The 15274-nt window shown below is 70.4% G+C and carries 17 protein-coding genes; 12 read left to right on the top strand and 5 right to left on the bottom strand.

The genetic code is table 11. From position 1 onward, the window contains the following. The 3 genes from ACLQ2T_RS28135 to ACLQ2T_RS28125 form a co-directional block, all read left to right on the top strand. The coding region (locus ACLQ2T_RS28135; RefSeq protein WP_425769380.1) for a phosphopantetheine-binding protein at positions 1-684 on the top strand (684 nt) is incomplete at its 5' end. Further along, the gene (locus ACLQ2T_RS28130; protein WP_425769379.1) at positions 677-877 is read left to right on the top strand and encodes an MbtH family protein; all 201 of its coding nucleotides are present in this window, start codon (positions 677-679) and stop codon (positions 875-877) included. The genes ACLQ2T_RS28135 and ACLQ2T_RS28130, both read left to right, overlap by 8 nt. Continuing rightward, the gene (locus ACLQ2T_RS28125; RefSeq protein ID WP_425769378.1) at positions 870-1763 is read left to right on the top strand and encodes a tryptophan 2,3-dioxygenase; all 894 of its coding nucleotides are present in this window, start codon (positions 870-872) and stop codon (positions 1761-1763) included. The genes ACLQ2T_RS28130 and ACLQ2T_RS28125 overlap by 8 nt, the downstream gene beginning before the upstream one ends. 35 nt (positions 1764-1798) lie before the next feature. On the opposite strand, the gene ACLQ2T_RS28120 is transcribed toward ACLQ2T_RS28125, so the two are convergent. Together ACLQ2T_RS28120 and ACLQ2T_RS28115 are read right to left on the bottom strand one after the other, a co-directional pair. Beyond that, the gene (locus ACLQ2T_RS28120; RefSeq protein ID WP_425769377.1) at positions 1799-2209 is read right to left on the bottom strand and encodes a VOC family protein; all 411 of its coding nucleotides are present in this window, start codon (positions 2207-2209) and stop codon (positions 1799-1801) included. 147 nt (positions 2210-2356) lie between these two features. Continuing rightward, the gene (locus tag ACLQ2T_RS28115; RefSeq protein WP_425769376.1) at positions 2357-2686 is read right to left on the bottom strand and encodes a MazG-like family protein; all 330 of its coding nucleotides are present in this window, start codon (positions 2684-2686) and stop codon (positions 2357-2359) included. Positions 2687-2846: 160 nt separating this feature from the next. Here ACLQ2T_RS28115 and ACLQ2T_RS28110 point away from each other — a divergent pair, with 160 nt between their 5' ends. Both ACLQ2T_RS28110 and ACLQ2T_RS28105 read left to right on the top strand, forming a co-directional pair. After that, complete coding sequence (locus ACLQ2T_RS28110) at positions 2847-3209, top strand: hypothetical protein (RefSeq protein ID WP_425769375.1); 363 nt, start codon at positions 2847-2849, stop codon at positions 3207-3209. A 386-nt stretch (positions 3210-3595) separates the two neighbouring features. Continuing rightward, positions 3596-6469 (top strand): immunoglobulin-like domain-containing protein, encoded by a 2874-nt coding sequence (locus ACLQ2T_RS28105; protein WP_425769374.1) that lies wholly within the window; start codon positions 3596-3598, stop codon positions 6467-6469. Positions 6470-6595: 126 nt separating this feature from the next. Here ACLQ2T_RS28105 and ACLQ2T_RS28100 read toward each other — a convergent pair whose 3' ends face one another. Continuing rightward, on the bottom strand, positions 6596-7423 hold the full coding sequence (locus ACLQ2T_RS28100; protein ID WP_425769373.1) for an SAM-dependent methyltransferase: 828 nt from the start codon (positions 7421-7423) through the stop codon (positions 6596-6598). Between the two features lie 291 nt (positions 7424-7714). On the opposite strand from ACLQ2T_RS28100, the gene ACLQ2T_RS28095 reads away from it, so the two are divergent. The 5 genes from ACLQ2T_RS28095 to ACLQ2T_RS28075 are packed head-to-tail and all read left to right on the top strand — an operon-like array spanning position 7715 to position 11414. Next, positions 7715-8425 carry a ThuA domain-containing protein gene (locus tag ACLQ2T_RS28095; protein ID WP_425769372.1) on the top strand — a complete coding sequence of 237 codons (711 nt, stop codon included), beginning with the start codon at positions 7715-7717 and terminating at the stop codon, positions 8423-8425. Beyond that, positions 8395-9582 (top strand): Gfo/Idh/MocA family protein, encoded by a 1188-nt coding sequence (locus ACLQ2T_RS28090; protein ID WP_425769371.1) that lies wholly within the window; start codon positions 8395-8397, stop codon positions 9580-9582. Before ACLQ2T_RS28095 ends, ACLQ2T_RS28090 begins: the two co-directional genes overlap by 31 nt. Before the next feature lie 60 nt (positions 9583-9642). Further along, positions 9643-10320: a hypothetical protein gene (locus ACLQ2T_RS28085; RefSeq protein WP_425769370.1), complete on the top strand. Its 678-nt coding sequence runs from the start codon at positions 9643-9645 to the stop codon at positions 10318-10320. 9 nt (positions 10321-10329) lie between these two features. After that, entirely contained in the window at positions 10330-10647 is a 318-nt protein-coding gene (locus tag ACLQ2T_RS28080; RefSeq protein ID WP_425769369.1) for a hypothetical protein, read from the top strand. Positions 10648-10664: 17 nt separating this feature from the next. Beyond that, positions 10665-11414 carry a hypothetical protein gene (locus tag ACLQ2T_RS28075; protein WP_425769368.1) on the top strand — a complete coding sequence of 250 codons (750 nt, stop codon included), beginning with the start codon at positions 10665-10667 and terminating at the stop codon, positions 11412-11414. Here ACLQ2T_RS28075 and ACLQ2T_RS28070 read toward each other — a convergent pair whose 3' ends face one another. Continuing rightward, positions 11415-12041, bottom strand: coding sequence for a hypothetical protein (locus ACLQ2T_RS28070; RefSeq protein ID WP_425769367.1), 627 nt, complete (start codon positions 12039-12041; stop codon positions 11415-11417). Positions 12042-12105: 64 nt separating this feature from the next. On the opposite strand from ACLQ2T_RS28070, the gene ACLQ2T_RS28065 reads away from it, so the two are divergent. Together ACLQ2T_RS28065 and ACLQ2T_RS28060 are read left to right on the top strand one after the other, a co-directional pair. Then, on the top strand, positions 12106-12363 hold the full coding sequence (locus ACLQ2T_RS28065) for a transcriptional regulator (protein ID WP_425769366.1): 258 nt from the start codon (positions 12106-12108) through the stop codon (positions 12361-12363). A 67-nt stretch (positions 12364-12430) separates the two neighbouring features. Continuing rightward, entirely contained in the window at positions 12431-14014 is a 1584-nt protein-coding gene (locus ACLQ2T_RS28060) for a DUF4139 domain-containing protein (RefSeq protein ID WP_425769365.1), read from the top strand. A 13-nt stretch (positions 14015-14027) separates the two neighbouring features. On the opposite strand, the gene ACLQ2T_RS28055 is transcribed toward ACLQ2T_RS28060, so the two are convergent. Beyond that, positions 14028-15254, bottom strand: coding sequence for a DUF2786 domain-containing protein (locus tag ACLQ2T_RS28055; RefSeq protein ID WP_425769364.1), 1227 nt, complete (start codon positions 15252-15254; stop codon positions 14028-14030). Between the last annotated feature and the right edge of the window lie 20 nt (positions 15255-15274).

Below are 15274 nucleotides of genomic sequence, written 5' to 3'. Positions count from 1 at the left end.
TACCACGGCCGCACCGACCACCAAACCAAAATCCGCGGCACCCGCATCGAACTCACCGAAACCCACCAACACCTGGTTCTGGAGCCGAGCGTGCAGGCCGCCCACGTGGTCGTGCACCCCGACCGGGATGGTCAGCCCCAGCTCGTCGCCTACCTTCAGCCGGCCGCCGACGCTCCCGCCGAGCCCGGTGAGCTCGTGGAGTTGGTGCGCAGCGGCCTGCGCCGCCGGCTGCCGGAGGCCATGGTGCCGTCGCGCTTCGTCGTGCTGCACGACTGGCCGGTGACCGCCAACGGCAAGCTTGACACGCGTGCGTTGCCCGATCCGTCGACGGTGGACGCTCGAACGCAGGTGGCGCGCGATTTCGTCGAGCCGCGCACCCCGACGGAGCAGGCCTTGGCCGGGGTTTGGCGGACGCTGCTCGAGGTGCAGCGCATCGGCGCCGAGGACGACTTCTTCGACCTGGGCGGTCACTCGCTGCTCGCCACGCGGCTGGCCGCCCGGTTGCGCGCGGAGTTCCGGGTCGACGTGGCGCTGGCGGACCTGTTCGCCGCGCCGACACTGGCCGAGATGGCGGTTCTCGTGGAACAGGCGCAGCGCACCGCTGCCGCACCGCTGGCGCCGATCCGTCGTGCCGATCGCACCAGGTACACCATCAGCTCAGAAGGGAACAGCTCCGGTGAGTGAGGAAATCTACGACGTGGTTCGCAACGACGAGGAGCAGTACTCGATCTGGACCGCCGACGACGATCCGCCGCCGGGCTGGTACCGCACCGGTTTCCGCGGGCCGAAGGCGGAGTGCCTCGCGCACATCGACGAGGTCTGGACCGACATGCGCCCGCTGAGCCTGCGTCGCTTCATGGACGCCGGCAATGCCTGAGCCGCCGCCGGTGGAGACCGTGTCCGCCGCGACCCTGTCCGACGAGGAACGCTCAGCGCGGGCGACGCGCAGCGGCGGTGAGCCGTTGCTGACGTCGGAGACGACGCGCAGCCCCTATCTCGACTACGAGCAGATCGACACGCTGTTGTCCCTGCAACGGCTGCGCAGCGACGGGGCGGCCGAGCTTTCGTTCCACATCATGGGGCAGGTCAAGGAGCTGCTCTTCAAGCTGCTGCACGCGGAGTTCAGCCGAGCCCGCGACGAACTGGCCCGCGACGATCCGGAGAGCGCGCTGTGGACATTGCGGCGTGCCCTGCCCGTCCAGCGGCTGTTGGTGCAGTGCTGGGACGTGCTGCGGGCGATGAGCCCGGCCGAGTTCAACGAGTTCCGTGACCTGCTCGGTGCGGCGTCCGGGGTGCAGTCGTTCATGTATCGCCGGCTGGAGTTCGTGCTGGGCAACAAGAACCCGGCGATGCTGCGCCCGCACTCCGGCGTCCCGTCGATCGCCGCGCAGGTGGCCGCCGACCTCGCCGCGCCGAGCCTGTACGACGAGGCCGTGCGCCTGCTGGCACGACGCGGTGCCGCGATCCCCGAGGACCACCTCACGGCCGATGTCGCCGCCGCCTACCGGCCGCATCCGAGCGTCGAGCGGGCCTGGGCCGACTGCTACCGCCCCGATGGCGATCTGCTGCTGCGCCGGCTGGCGGAGGCGCTCTGCGACGTGGCGTACGAGTTCGCGCGATGGCGGGCGGTGCATCTGCTGCTCGTCGAGCGCACGATCGGCAACAAGCCGGGCTCGGGTGCGAGCAGCGGGCTCGCCTGGTTGCGGGCAGCCAGCGAGCACCGCTTCTTCCCCGAGCTGTGGACCGCCCGGAACCTGCTGTAGATCTCTATCGCATCAGCTCGACCGCGCGGCCGAGCTCAGGCGGGATCTGAAGCTGCCTGCTGGGCGTTCTGGCCGGCGGCACGTTCCGCGGCGCTGCGCAGGACACAGAACTCGTTGCCGTCCGGGTCGGCCAGCACGGCCCAACCGCGACCGTCGGGCTTGCGGCGGTCGTGCACCATCGTCGCGCCGAGCGCGAGGATGCGTTCGACCTCGTCCTCCCGCGGCACCGAGGGCTCGAGGCAGATGTGCAGCCGGTTCTTGCCCACCTTCGGCTCCGGGACCGCCGCGAAGAACAGTGCCGGTCCGCCCGGGAGCTGCACGGACGCTTCCGGGTCGCCCGGCAGGTCGTCTTCGGCGAGAGGCTGGCCGACGACCTTGCTCCAGAATGTCGCCAACGCGTACGGGTCGACGCAGTCGATGGCGATGTTGCGGACGGTGGGGTACACGAAGGCATCCTCCGGTGGCAGGTCGGGACATCGACGTCGCTGACGTTACCACCATCCGGACGGCCCGGTCCGCGTCGACGAGCCGGCCGGGTCGGGCGCTACGCGCAGCCGGGAACTGGGGCGTCCATGGCCGCGTGCTGCGGGTACTCACTCGGGCGGCTGCGTCCGGTGAGTGTCGAGGCGGGCGGTGGCCTTGTCGATGCAGGTGGTGACGACATGGCGGGGGTCGTGGCCGAGGCTGGTGATGGCGACCAGGGCGGTGAGCACCACGTCGGCCAGTTCGGCGGCCACATCGTCGGTGGTGTGGGTGACGCCTTTGCGGGGGTTCTGGCCGACGGTGCCGATCCACGCTGAGGCGACCTCGCCGGCTTCTTCGGTGACCTTGAGGATGCGCAGGCCGATCTCCTCGCGGCTGCGGCCGTTGACGGCATCCAGCCGGGCGGTCACCAGGGCGGCGAGGTCGAACACGTCACTCATCAGGTCTTCTTTCAAGGTTGAGGCCGGCGGAGCGGTGTCGGTCCATCGCACCCGTGCCCGGTGTCCAGCAGCGGTAGAAGGCCGGTTCGCCGTCACTGGTACGGCGGTGGATCAGCAGCGGGTGTGTGTTGTTCTGGGGGTTTCGTCGCCGGGTGGGGTGATGGCGTTCCAGGCCCGTTCGGCGGCACACCAAGGGTCTTCACTGAGGGTAGCCTCAAATGCCATGGCGGTTGATCAGCCCGATGTCGATGCCTCGGACGGGTTCCCGGCGGTGATGGAACTGGCTCGGCGGGCGGATCGTGACGACGACCCGGTGGCACTCGCCCGCGCTGTGCACCGATTGACCGCGCTCACCGACCTCGACACCGCATCGGCCAACCGGGCCGCGGAGCTCGGCTTCATGCTCTTTCTGTTGTCCGAGCGGACCGGCGATCCAGAACCGCTGTCGGCTGCCCAGCAGGCGTACAGAGCGGCCCTGACCTGCGGCGACGAGGCCGCAGCCAGATCGATCACCGTCTGGTAGCCGGCGGCGGCTTCCGCCCGTCGGCCACGGGCAGCCGACAACCAATTCCAGTCCAGCAGGATCCGAGCCCGGACCCCGGGGCTGAGATCCTCGCGGTCCACCCATGGGCGCAACACCCGTTGCGCCGCGACGAGTTCATGCCGGTCGATATGCGCTGCGGCCTTGCGCCACGCGGCGAGCGCCTCCTCGTCGACGGCGGCCTCCCCGGTTGGTCGCTCACGGTGTCGTTGACCTGTCAGTACGCCAAAGTTAGCGTTAACAACGCTCTCGTCCACTCCAGAGAGTCCCACCACCACCCGGGAGGACCATTGAGATCGGGTCAGCGAAGGTCAGGAAAGGGTAGAGCCATCGCCATCATCGCACTGGGCGCGCTTGCCGCGGCGTCGTTGGCACCGACGCCGTCCCATGCCGCCGACGATCAGCTCAACGAGGGTCTGGTGCACCGCTTCGCCCTCGACGAGACCAGTGGAACGACACTGGTCAACTCGGGTAGCGCGGGCTCGGCGGCGAACGCCACCCTGGTCAATCCGCAGAAGGCGACACTGACCGGCGACGGGGTCAGGTTCAACCCCGAGTCGTACGAAGGCGCTCTCGAAGGTGCCTACGTGAAGCTGCCGGACAACCTCACCGCCGGCATGTCCAACCTGACGGTCGACTACGACGTGTGGATCGACCCGGCGAACGTCGGCGAGCACCAGATGTGGAGCTTCGGCGCGAAGTCCGGCTCGTGTGACGCCGACACCGGGGGCCAGGGCGCCATCTTCGCCTCGAACACCCAGCGGTTCCGGGTGGCCGTCGGTTCGACGAACCTGCAACAGAACCGGGTCCGGATGACCGAGGGGGCGTGGACCCATGTCACCTACACCCAGTCGCTGAACCCGAACGGTACGAGCTGGACCGGCCGGCTCTACCTCGACGGCGTGCTGCACGCCACGGCGCCCAATCTGACCACCCCGCCCTCGGTGAACGCCGCCGGCACCACCTGCAACTTCCTAGCCCGCTCACAGAACTCGGGCCACTACTCCTTCCGCGGCACGATTCGGGACTTCCGGATCTACGACCGGGCCGTGAGCGCCGAGGAGACCCGGGCCCTGGCGCAACGCACCGTCGCCATCGGGGTCCGCGCCGACGCCGAGGCCATCGACCTCGGCCTGACCAGCGCGATCGTACGGGACATCGTGCTGCCCAAGGTGGGTTCGGTGGCGGGCTCGGCCATCACCTGGACCAGTTCGGACCCCTCGGTCGTCGAGGTCTACACCCCACCGGCCGTTCCCAGCGCCCGCAAGGTTGCGGTGACCGGTCGGATCACCCGACCCGCCCAGGGCCAGCCCGACGCGACCGCCACCCTCACGGCCACCGTCCGCAAGGGTGCCCAGGAGGTGACCACCCGGGAGATCCCCGTGGTGGTGAAGGCGGAGTTCGACGACGCGCAGGCGGTCGACCGGGACACCTTCGACCTGACCCTGTACGCCACCGACGACGTACGCGGAAATCTGCACCTTCCGGCCGACGGCGAGTTCGGCTCCACCATCACCTGGAAGTCGACCACCGACCTGGTCACCCCGACCGGTGAGGTGACCCGCCCGGCCTTCGGCCGTGCGAATGTCGAGGCCACCCTGACCGCGACCATCACCAAGGGCGCGGCCTCGAAGACGAAGTCCTTCCCGGTGACCATCACCGCCATGCCCCGCTCCGAGGAGTACGAGCGGTACTTCATGGGGTACTTCAAGGGTGAGGGCATCGCCGACGGCGAGCAGATCATGTTCGCCACCTCCAACGGCAACACCGCCCTGGACTGGACCGGTCTGACCGGAGGCCGGCCGTCGCTGATCTCCCAGCTGGGGGACCAGGGCCTTCGTGACCCACACATCGTCCGCTCACCCGACGGCGACACCTTCTACATGATCGCCACCGACCTGAACTGGTACGACCAGGGCGGATACGACATCAACGACACCCAGTACATCGAGGTGTTCGAGTCGCACGACCTGGTCAACTGGACCCCGCAGCGGCATGTGAAGGTCGCGCCGGACGACGCCGGCAACGCCTTCGCACCCGAATCGCTGTGGGTGGAGGAGATCGGCGCCTACGTCGTGTTCTGGGCCCAGTCCCTGTGGAACGACCCGGTGAACCGGACCGGTCAGGGCAACGCCCAGATGTGGTACGCCACCACCCGTGACTTCCAGACCTTCTCCCCTCCCCAGGTCTGGCAGGACCCGGCCCCGCTGTCCCGGATCGACACGACCGCCATCAAGGTCGGTGACCACTACTACCGGGTGACCAAGAACGAGGCCGGCAACCAGGGCTCGGACATCTTCTCGGAGAAGCACACCGACTTCCTGGACAGCGACATCGACAACTGGACCCTGGTCGCTCCGGCTCTGGGGCGTACGACCTGGGTCGCCAACCAGGGCTACGAGGGGCCGGTCATCTTCAAGGCCAACCCGGGTGACACCGCCTGCCCCGGCCAGTTCTACCTGTGGGGTGACCGGTACACCAACGGCGGTGGCTACCAGGCCGCCTGCCACGAGGACATCGAGGCACCGACCTGGAACCCCAAGGCGATCACCATGACCAACGCCGGGGTCGTCCGACCCCGTCACGGCACGGTGATCCCGCTGACCCTGCGGGAGTGGAACGACATCCGGGGGATCCCGAACAGCGATGTCACGACCACCACGGAGGTGGCCGTCGAGGCGTACGCCAGTGGGGCCCAGACCACCACGGCCACCGCCCGGGTCACCGCGGCTGACGGGTTCCAGACCGGCGGTCAGGTGCGGTTCAGCCTCGGCTCCTGGTCGACGGTCGCCTACCTGGAGGAGGGCGCGGCCACGGTCACCCTGCCGACGGGCCTGCCCGCGGGCACCCGGACGGTCAAGGCCGAGTACCTCGGCCACGACTACCTGAAGGCCTCGGAAGGTACGGCGTCAGTCCAGGTGCCCGCCGGGTCCAAGGCCGTCAAGGTCAAGGCGAAGGCCGCCCCGGCGTCGGTCGTCCGTGGGGGCACCTTCGCGCTGACGGTGACCGTCGAGCCTGGCGGCGGGCCGAAGAAGCAGGCCGCCACCCCGACCGGCGAGGTCACGGTCACCTTCGGGGGCACCGTGCAGGTCGTGTCGCTGGTGGAGGGGAAGGCGGTCGTCGACCTGCCGACCGCCGATCTGCAGCCCGGCCAGTACCAGGTGCATGTCGCCTACTCCGGCAACCCGACCTACCGAGGCCACGCCGCCGACTACCAGAAGTTGACGGTGCGCAAGCGGTAGGCATGCGCCATGGGGTCGGAGCGGGCGGGCTCGGCGCCCGCTCCGACCGGTGCCCGGTCGGGTCGAACTGACGCACCGGCGGCGGCCGATCCACCCGCTGGGAGATCGGCCGCCGCCGGGTCGGCGTCACGGCTTGCGAGCGACCAGCGCGATGAAGGTGTGGTAGGTGTCGCTCTGGTCCACAGTGGTCTCGTCCGGCTCCGGCCGCCACTCGGGCAGCGGCACCAGCCCCGGCTCCAGCACCTCCAGGCCTTCGACGAAGGAGAGGATCTCCTCATCGGTACGCCACCGGCCGGTGCCGAGGGACTCGTTGAAGACCCGTTCGACCTCGTGGGCCTTGCGGGAGGCCTCCGGGTGTCGCTCGCCGGGATCACGGAAGTGGGAGATCGCCACGTAGCTGCCGGAGGGAAGGGCCTCGATCAGCTTCGCCGCCACCCCCTTGGGGTCCTCGTCGTCACTGAGGTGATGCAGGATCGCGAAGAGCAGCAACCCGATCGGGCGGTCGAAGTCCAGCACCTGCCGCACCTGTGGGTGTTGCAGGATGGCCTCCGGCGAGCGGATGTCGGCCTGGACGACCGTGGTGGCGCCGTCGCCGGCCAGCAGGGCCCGCCCGTGGGCCAGCACGATCGGGTCGTTGTCGACATAGACCACCCGCGCCTGGGGGTCGTGGCGCATGGCGACCTGGTGCACATTGCCCTGGGTGGGCAGACCCGAACCGAGATCCAGGAACTGGTTGACACCCTGCTCGGCGGCGAGGAAGCGCACCACCCGCCGCAGGAAGGCGCGGTTGGCCTGAGCGGCCTGCGGGCCGTCCGGGGTGATCCTGATCGCGTGCTCGGCGACCGCCCGGTCCACGGCGAAGTTGTCCTTGCCGCCGAGGAAGAAGTCGTAGACCCGGGCGACGCTCGGAGCGTTCATGTCGACCCCCGGCGGTGCCACTTCTGGACCGGTCACAGTTCGTCTCCTCGTCCCTACCGGATCGCGGTCGGCCGATCGGCTTGAGCCGAGGGCCGGACAGAGTGTAGCCATACCCCGAAGCGAATTCGGCTTCCTTACCGTCGTATGTCGGACCGGGATGTCCACCTGAGTCGACTCCGCGACAAACCGGATACCCGTCCGGTCCCGCAGGGCCTCTCGGCTGCGGCACTGAGGAGACCGCTGGACGGGTACGGTTGTCGATGGACGATGCGGGCGTCGGTCGGGTGGGAGCAGTGACCCGGAGCGACGAACCGGAAAGGAGGGTCAGTGGCGCGGCGCAGAGCCCTGGTGGTCCGAGGTGGGTGGGAGGGACACCGGCCGGTCGAGGCTACGGAGCTGTTCATTCCCTTCCTCGAAGGCAATGGATACACGGTCCGGGTGGAAGAGTCGACGGAGATCTATTCCGACGCCGCCGAACTGGCCGCCACCGACCTGATAGTGCAGTGCATGACGATGTCGCAGATCACCGCGGAGCAGGTGGCCGGGCTGTCCGCCGCGGTCGCCGCCGGAACGGGTTTCACCGGGTGGCACGGCGGCATCGTCGACTCCTTCCGGGCCAACGCGGAGTACCTGCACCTGGTGGGCGGCCAGTTCGCCACCCACCCCGGGGTCCGGCCGCAGGACCGCTGCGGCACCGAGCAGGACAGTTTCCTACCCCATTCGATCACCATCACCCCCCTGGGTGCCGAGCATCCGATCACCGCCGGGATCGAGGACTTCGACCTGGTCACCGAGCAGTACTGGGTGCTGCACGACGACCTGATCGAGGTGCTGGCCACCACCACTCATCCGAGTCGGGAATGGCAGCCGTGGCACCGGCCGGTCACCTCGCCGGCGATCTGGACCCGGCACTGGGGGGCCGGGCGGATCGTCGTGACCACCCCGGGACACAGCCTCGACGTGCTGGAGCACCCCTGCGTGCGTACCGTCATCGAGAGGGGAATGGTGTGGGCGACCCGCACGGCGTCGGCATCGTAGGTCTGGGGTTCATCTCCCGCGCGTACCTGGAGACCCTCGTCGGGCATCCCGCCGTGCGAATCGTCGCGGTGGCCGACCTGGACCCGACCCGGGCCGTCGCTGCCGCCGCCGCGATTGCCGGTGCCGAGGCGGTCAGTGTCCAGGGGTTGCTGCACCATCCCGAGGTGACCACGGTGCTCAACCTGACCATCCCGGCGGCGCACGCCGAGATCTCGGGCGCCGCTATCGAGGCGGGCCGGAACGTCTACGGCGAGAAGCCCCTGACGGCCACCTTCCCGCAGGGCCGATCGATCGTCGACCGGGCGGCCTCGGCCGGGGTGAGGGTCGGGTGTGCCCCGGACACCGTGCTGGGCACCGGTACCCAGACCGCCCGCGCGGCCATCGAGGGTGGGCTGATCGGCCGCCCGATGGCGGCATCGGCGGTCATGGTCACCCCCGGGCACGAGCGTTGGCATCCCGAACCCGACTTCTACTACGCCCCGGGCGGGGGCCCGCTGCTGGACATGGGGCCGTACTACATCTCGGCGTTGGTCCACCTGCTCGGGCCGGTCCGGGCGGTGATCGGGGCAGCCAGTCGGCTGCGTGATGTCCGGATCATCGGCTCGGGTCCCCGCCAGGGGCAGCAGATCCCGGTCGAGGTGCCGACCCACGTGACCGGGGTGCTGGAACACGCGGACGGTGCCCTGACCACCCTCACGACCAGCTTCGACGGTGTCGCGACGATGGCCGCGCCGATCGAGGTGCACGGGGAGGACGGCACCCTGGCCGTACCCGATCCGAACCACTTCGAGGGCACGGTCCGCCGCCGGGCCCTCGGCGACCCCGAGTGGCGTCCCCTGGAACCGCAGGCCGGCTACGTCGCCGCCGCCCGGGGGATCGGCCTGATCGACCTGGTCCGGGCCGACGACACCCGTCCGCCCCGGGCCGGCGGCGAGCTGGCCCTGCACGTACTCGACATCATGACCGCCCTGCTCCGCTCGGCCGAAGAGGGCCGACGGATCGAGCTGACCACGACGACCGAACGTCCCGCACCCGTTCCGCTGACCCCGGCCGAGGAGTGGAGGTCCGCACGACAGTTGCGGGAAAGCGCACCCCCGGATCGGCCGCCGAGGGCACCGGCGCGGGATCGAAGCCATGACCCTTCTGCGGTACGGTGACCCTGCTTCGCGTTCGAAGACGGTATCGATGTGTTCGTCGACGCTACGGGGTGGGGAGAGATGGGCGAAGACAGACGGCACATACGCATGTCCCTGGCCACCCTCGACTCCCTCGGCAGTGACGAGGAACTGCGGGAACAGGCCACCCGGGCCCTGCGTCAGGCGGAGACCGAGCGGCGGCCCAGCACCCACTCCGGTCAGGACCCCACCGGTGCCATCACAGTGGTCGTGGACACCGCCGGTCAGGTCGAGGAAGTGACCGTGTCCCGCGACTGGCGCAGCCGGGTGGGGGTCAGCGGTGCCCCGGATGCCCTCTTCACGGCGTACACGACCGCGGTGCAGACGGCCGTCGAGGCCGTCGCCCTACAGCAACTGCGGGCAGACTCCGACGAGACCGCCCAGGCGCAGCCGAGCGGCACCGGCGGAGCCGCCCAGGCACCGTCAGGCGCCAGCGACGAGGCCGAACCCGACGACGAGCAGTGGCTGCGGCAGACCTGGCAGACCCTGCACGACCTGGATATCGAACTCGAAGGGTTGGCTCGCCCACCGCAGGTGGTGTCCGAACAGGAGGTCGCCAGCCCGGCCGGGGTGCTGACCCTGCGGATGCGCGACGGGGCTGTCGTCTCGATCGTCGGTGACATCCGCCGGATCGGTCAGCTGGATGCCGCCGCGCTGCGGTACGAGGCGCATGCCCTGTTCCGGACGTACGCTCTGGTCCGCTCCCAGAAACGATCCTGAGGTTTCGACATGCAGGAAGTCTCCGTCATCACCGAGGCCGTGCGCGACGAAGGCGGCAAGTGGCTCAGGTTGTCCGACCGGGCGCAGTTGATCAAGTTGGCGGCGGACCAACTGCACCTGGACGCCTCGGCCTTCTTCATCGGGGACGCGAACGTCGTCCTGCACTCCTCGGCCTACCGGGACTTCCATCGCTTCCTGGTCGGCGTCCTCGGCGGGGCGGTGACCGAGTTCGAGCAGATCGGTGACGCCCTTCGGCGAATCGCCGACGAGTACGACGACGCCGACGCGGTCATCTCTCTCGACCTCAACCAGATCTACACCCACTGAGCGCGAAGGACGACAGGGTGCAGCCAACGACCAGTCAGCTTGAGTACGGCGAGCCGTTCAACAAGGCTTTCGACCAGATCCGTACCGGCATCAACTCCGCGATCGAGAGCTTCAACCAGCTGGTGGACAAGGTGAACAGCTGGAAGTGGCTGCTCGGGCCGGCCGCGCTGTGGTGGATCAAGAACAATCTGGACGACGTCCGGGGCGGCCTGAACAGTGTCCTCGACCGGGTCGATCATGCCCTGGAGCACCAACTGCCGGTGCTCTCCCTGATCAACATCAGCTTCCGCTGGGTCACCGATGTGAAGTCCCCGGTGTCGAACCTGTCCTTCGTCACCACCGAGCCGGACAACGAGAACCTGGCCAAGTGGACCGGGGACGCGGCCAGTGCCTACCACTCCAAGGCGGCCAAGCAGAAGGCAGCGGTCGACGAGACCGTGGTCAAGGCGGAGTTCATCAGCCAGTGGCTGTTCAACATCGCCAAGGCCAATGTCGACTACGCGGTCGAGTTGGCCAAGATAGTCACCGGGCTCACCGGCAAGCTCGTGCAGGCCGCGGCGGAGGCGAGCACCGTCATCGACCTGCCCTGGGCCGTCTCCACCCTGGCCAAGTCGATCGGTGACCTCGTCACCGCGGGTCTGAACACCCTGCTCACCATCGGGCAGCGGTTCGTCGACGCGCTGGGCAACGTGCGGGACATCGCCACCCAGGTGGGCGACCACTCGAAGCTGCCCGGCGGGCAGTGGCCGCAGGCCGTGCGGGGTTGATCAGATCGTCGGTACGGCGGACTGGGTCGCGGTGAGGATGTCCAGGGCGGCCGAGGCCAGGGTCGCCGTCGGAAGGTAGGCCTCGCCGCCGACAGCCAGCCACACCTTCACCACCAGGTTCCCGGTGCGGGAATGCACCATGTACTCGGCGTACCGGAACCCCGGGGTGGACCGTTTGGTGAAGGCCTCCGCCTCCTCACCCACCTGGGCCACCGGGCCCGCCGGGGTCATCCCGGTCGCCTCCCGGGTGCCCTGGTAGAGCAGCCGGGCCTCCTCGGCGGTGGCCGGAGTGGACGCCTCCACCCGCAGGTTCGCCTCATGGCCTGACCTGGTGCGCATCTCGAACAGACAGGCCGCCCCGGGCCGTCCCGGCGGCGGCTTCGGGTCGGTCCGGGTCACCGTCAACGCCAGGTCCGCCAGCGGCGCCAGGTCGGTACGCCTACACAGGTCCAACTCGGCGGCCGAGTAGGAGGGGCCGGCAGGCGAGGGGGTGGCACTCGGGACACCGGCCGAGGTCTGCGCCGGGGCCGAGGGGGCGGCGACGGGGGTCTCCGCGTCACAGCCGGCGAGTGCGGCGACGGCGACGAGGACCACGCCCAGACGGCGACCACCCAAGGAGTCAGGCACGACCTCGACGGTACCGGTTTCCCACCACCGGGACAGGCCGGTCGGCCGCCGCTAGGGTGCCGATGTGGCCCCCCGAGAAACCTCCGAGGACATCGCCCGCACCCGCACCGTTTCCGCCGGCGCGATCCTCGGCAACCGGGCGGATCTTCGCGGCTACCCCTATCGACTGCTGTGCGTGGTGGCCCAGCACGGCATCGGTGGTGACCAGGTGACCCAGGCCGTCGCGGCGGCGGAGGTGCTGGAGGCGTACGGCTGGGAACTGGTGACCGTCTCCGAGTTCACCAGCAACCGGATGGTCTACGCCGTCCTGCGCCGACGATGAACCCGGCGGTCCGGACCGTACCGGCACGGGTCGGTGCGGCGGGCCGGGCTCGGCTACCCTCCCCGCCGTGGACACAACGGAGATCGATGCACCCGTCGTCGGCGTCACCGTCTATCCGGACCGGGCCCGGGTCACCCGGCGCGGCGGCCTCCGACTGGCCCCCGGGCAGCACCGGATAAGAGTCGCCCCACTCCCGCTCGGCCTGCGGCGGGATTCGGTGCGGGTCGGTGGTCGAGGGCCGGCCGTCGTGCTCGGGGTGGAGGTGACCACCTGGCGGCAGGCCCGCAGCACGGACGCCCAGGTGGTCGGATTGGAGCAGCGTCGCCGCGAGTTGGCCGACGACCTGGCCGAGACGGAGGACACGGACGGCATCGAGCAGCAGCGCGGGGAGTTCCTCACCCGACTGGCGGAGCGGGCCGGTGGCACCTACGCCCGCGCCCTGGCGGCCGGCGACGCGGCGCCCAGCGACGTGGCCGCCTTCACCGACTCGGTGGCCGCGCAGCTGGCCGAATCGCGGACCCGGCGACGCGAGCTGGCCCGTCGGCGTACCGAGCTGACGGAGGAACTGGCCGCGGTCGGGCGGGAGCTCGGCGCCGCCCAGGGCAAGCGGGCACCGGACCGGCTGGCCGTCGAGGTGATCGTGGCGGTGCAGGACGAACAGGCCGAGGTCGAGCTGGAGCTGACCTACCTGGTGGACGGGGCCGGCTGGCAGCCCTCCTACGACGTGCGGCTGGTCGACGACACCGTCACGGTCACCTGGTTCGGGGCGGTCAGCCAGAGCACCGGGGAGGACTGGCCGGAGTGCGAACTGCAACTGTCCACCGCCCGACCGGCGGCCACCACCGGGGTACCCGAGTTGTCGCCGTGGTATCTGGACCGGTTCCGGCCGGCGCCGCCCGTGGTGATGTCGGCGCAGATGTCGGTCGGCATGGTCCCGCCGGCCCCCGGCGGGGCCCCGGTCCGTGGGGCCCCGGCCCGGGCCGGCGCGGCCGCTCCGAAGCTGCAGGAGAGCGTCGCCGAGGTGGAGCAGGGGGTCAGTGCGGCCACCTACCGGCCCGCCCGACCGGTGGCGGTGCCGGCCGACGGCAGCGCGCACCGGGCCACCATCGCCGTGCTGGAACTGCCGGCCCGGCTCGACCATGTCACCGTGCCGCTGCGCGCCACCGAGGCGCACCTGCGGGCCACCGTCCGCAACACCTCCGCGCACACCCTGCTGCCCGGCCCGGCGGCGGTGTTCCACGACGCCGACTTCATCGCCTCCATCCGGCTGCCGATGTGGGCGCCGGGGGAGGAGACCGAGTTGGCCCTCGGGGTGGACGACCGGCTGCGGGTCCAGCGGAAGCTGCACCGACGCACCGAGACCAAGGCCACCCTCGGCTCGACCCGGCGGCGGGAGGTGGAATACCTGATCACGGTCGCCAACCACACCCCCCGCCCGGCCACCGTCGAGGTGCGTGACCAGCTGCCGGTCTCCCGCGACGAGGCCGTGGTGGTACGGGAGACCACCCTGGTGCCGCCGCCGGTCGAGCGTACGGAGTTGGGGGAGTTGACCTGGCGGTTGTCCCTCGCCCCGGGTGACAGCGGCGAGATCGCGCTGGGCTTCCGGGTGGAACTGGCCAAGGGGGTGGAACTGACCGGCTGGCGGGAGTAGGCGCCGGGCCGCCCTAGGAGTGCCGGCCGGTGTCCGTGGGCAGGGTGGCCCGGTCGGCGGCCTGCCGGCCGGACTCCCAGCCTTCGCGGCTGTCGACCCGGCTGCCTCGGGCCCGGACGGTGTGCGGGAAGACCCGCCGCATGGTGTCGCGGATCTGCTCGTCCCGGGCGGCCAGCACCGGCAGCAGATCGGCCGGGTCGGCCCTGCCCGTGCCCTCGCCCGGACCGGTGACCTGGGCCAGGGCCAGCTGAGCAGCCTCGGTCAGCCGTTCGTCGATGCGGACGGTGAAGGCCACCAGGAAGGACTGTCGGAACGCCTTCAGGCGGCGCCGCCCCGCCTTGCCGCCCGGGGGTTCCGCCCGGGCCATCGCCCGGTGGGCCTGCACGAGCAGGGAGGTGTAGAGCAGGTCCACCGCCTCGATGTCGGTGTCGAAGCCGAAGACGGTGCTGAAGGCCAACTCCGGTGAGGAGACCGTGTGGCAGCGGTTGGCCCGGGCGACCACGTCCAGCAGGGATGCCTTCTCCTTCTCGTGCGGGTGGTCCACCCCGATGCGCCGGGCGTACGGCACCACCGGCGCCGGGTCGGCGCATCGGGCGGCCAGCAGCGCCTCGTCCAGACTGTGCCGGGTGGCCAACTCCTGGGCCTTGGCGGTGTACGTCTCGGCCTCGGCCGGGAAGGTCGTGGACTCCGCCTTGGCCAGCAGGGCGCGGACCCGATCCAGCAGCCGGGCGTCGACCCGGGACGACCCCGCCGCATCCGGGCGGTCCCCGGGCACGGGGGAGCCGGGCGGGGGAAGGAGCACCTCGATCGGCGGGAGGGTGGACAGGATGACGAGCAGACCCAACACCAGATCGAGTACGGCCACCCGGTCCAGCCGCCAGCGCGCCGCGAGTTCGTCGAGGTACCTGGCGTCGCTGGACCACCAGACCTGCGCGCCGAGGAACTCCGCCTGCGCCCGCCACCGCGGGTCGACCGTGCCGGCGGGAAACTGTCGCAGGTACCCGGCGACCGCGTCGGTGACCAGGTCGGCCTGGCGCGGCTGACCCCGTCGGGCGACGACCCGGTGCAACTCGGCCGGCTGCCATCCGCCCCGCCACAGCCGCGCGCACGCCTCGTCCTTCACGGCCACCAGCTCCGGATCGACCTCGGTCGACCGGGCCACGGCCAGGGCGTCCAGCCCCGATTCGTAGTCGATCGCCCCGGCGAGAACCGCCCTGATCCGCTCCCGCACCGATGTCACCCGCCCAGGCTACGGAGTCG

Source organism: Micromonospora sp. DT229, assembly GCF_049844505.1.
In the GTDB taxonomy this organism is placed as follows: domain Bacteria; phylum Actinomycetota; class Actinomycetes; order Mycobacteriales; family Micromonosporaceae; genus Micromonospora.
This window is presented reverse-complemented; position numbering and strand designations above follow the sequence as displayed.